The 2,061-nt window shown below is 58.6% G+C and carries 3 protein-coding genes; 2 read left to right on the top strand and 1 reads right to left on the bottom strand.

Annotation, left to right across the window (positions count from 1 at the left end; all coding sequences use genetic code 11):
- On the top strand, positions 1-412 hold a 412-nt coding region (locus tag ACXJ7R_RS30975), incomplete at its 5' end, for a substrate-binding domain-containing protein (protein WP_457155131.1).
- 214 nt (positions 413-626) lie between these two features.
- Positions 627-803, top strand: coding sequence for a helix-turn-helix transcriptional regulator (locus ACXJ7R_RS30970; protein WP_457155130.1), 177 nt, complete (start codon positions 627-629; stop codon positions 801-803).
- 73 nt (positions 804-876) lie between these two features.
- On the opposite strand, the gene ACXJ7R_RS30965 is transcribed toward ACXJ7R_RS30970, so the two are convergent.
- On the bottom strand, positions 877-2,061 hold a 1,185-nt coding region (locus ACXJ7R_RS30965; RefSeq protein ID WP_457155129.1), incomplete at its 5' end, for a tyrosine-type recombinase/integrase.

The following is a 2,061-nucleotide window of genomic DNA, read 5'->3' as shown; positions in this document are numbered from 1 at the left end:
GCTGATTATCCTCGGAGGATGGGACACTGAGAATCTTGCTCGCCAGTTGCGCCAGCTCTGTCAGTCCGCGAACCGTCCGACCGCTTTTCTCGCAACCGACAGTTCCGTGGCCCTCGTCCTTCTCAACGTTCTTCGGGAGCTGGATTTATCGATACCCGACAAGGTTTCGCTCATCTGCTTTGACGACGCCGACTGGACGGCGGCGGTGACGCCGCCCCTGACCGTTGTGTCGCAGCCTATCAGAGACTTAGCCAAAGCTGCGACAGAAGATCTGATCGCTCGTTTGCAAGGCGAGGCTACGGGTCCTGCCAAGGAAACCTTGCTACAGGCGACAATGATAGACCGTGGCTCAGTCAGCAGCGCCTTGGCAAGGCCGAGTGTCAAGCGACGATCGTCAGCGGTTGGGAACTGACATTCGTCAACTCCTCCTGTTGTTGCTGCCTTTGCTTGGAAAGCCGGGGGGCTCGGTCGAAGCCAATGCATACCTGAACATCTGAAGATCAAGACCCGGTCAGACTTGTCCCTTTCACAGGTCGAAACCGCCGATGACACGACGCCGGGGCTGAAGCACTTTTCTCATCGAACACAATCGCCTTCAATTTCGACTCGTTGCTGAGGAGCACGAGATGACCCGATCGAATGAAGAAGCACTGAAGCGCACAATCCGGAGACGCCAGCTGCGTGAAATGGTGCCGCTTGCCGACAGTACGATCTACGAAATGGAACAGCGGGGCGAATTCCCGCGACGCTTCGCCTTGACTCCAAGATGCGTGGTTTGGGATCTGGGCGAGGTTCAAGCATAGCTCGCGGCCCGTCGCTCAAAGCCAATCTTGCGCGCTCCGAAACCGGACCTTAAGCAGCGTCGGGCTCGGCCGATCAGAGAGCCGGATCAGGCTCCAAGAGGGGCATCGACGGCGGGATGAGCGTCGGGACGAACTTCTTGCCAACGACCCAGGCGTCGATGATGTCCGACCATTCCTGCATCATATGGCGGCGCTGCATTTCGTATTCGGCCTTGTTGTAGACGCCACGCGACGAGCGTCCGTCCTCGTGGGCCAGGCACTTTTCAATCCAATCGCTGTTGAGGCCAAGTTCATTCAACAGAGTTGAGCCCGTTCGCCGCAGGTCATGAACCGTGAACGGCTCGAGGGGCAGCCCCTCGGACTTCGCGCGCTCGACGACTGCGTAAGTGATCCGATTGAACGTTGCACGCGACATCGGAGCATCCGCATCGTACCGCGATGGAAGAAGGTATCTGGAATTTCCCGCACAGGTCTTCAGGGCAATCATGATGTCGAGCGCTTGGCGCGACAGGTAGACATTATGCGCCTTCGATCGCTTCATGCGTTCCTTTGGAATGGTCCAAACCGCATTTTCGAAGTCGACCTCATCCCAGACCGCGTCCTGCAACTCGCTTTTGCGCACCATCGTCAGCAGGTAAAGCCGCATCCCCAAACGGATCGTGGGAAGCGTGGCGATGTGCTCGAGCTGTCTTAGCATCACGCGAATTTCCGAGGGCGAAAGCGAGCGGTCCTTCGGCACAAACGTGGCAATCGATGCGGGTCCAACTTCATCAGCCGGATTAGCCACCTTCTCGCCGTGCAGGATCGCGAAGCTGTAGATTTGCTTCAGAATGTCTCGCACGTGAATGGCGGTCGCCGGCGCGCCACGTTCAACGATGCTGCCGCAGTGGGCTCGTAGATCGTCCGGTGTGATTTCCGCCAGCAGGCGATTGCGCCAGGCAGGAAGAAGCTCGCGCTCAAAGATGGAACGCCGCATGGCGCGCGTGCTGTCGGCCATCGGCGCGGCGGTGAGCCACTTCTCCCCGAACCCGCCAAAACTCTTCGCCTCTTTCAGGCGACGCTTCTCGCGCTGCTTCTCTATCGCTGGTGACCGCCCATCTCTGATGGCGCGCTTGGCGTCCAGGCATTTCTCTCGAGCGAGTGCGAGCGAGATTCCGTCTCGTCCATATCTGCCTAGTTGCACCATCTCACGGCGCCCATTGAGCCTGTAGTCCAGCATAAACGAGATCGCGCCACTCGGCATGACCTTGACATACAT

It is taken from the genome of Mesorhizobium sp. P5_C1 (assembly GCF_054049815.1).
This window is presented reverse-complemented; position numbering and strand designations above follow the sequence as displayed.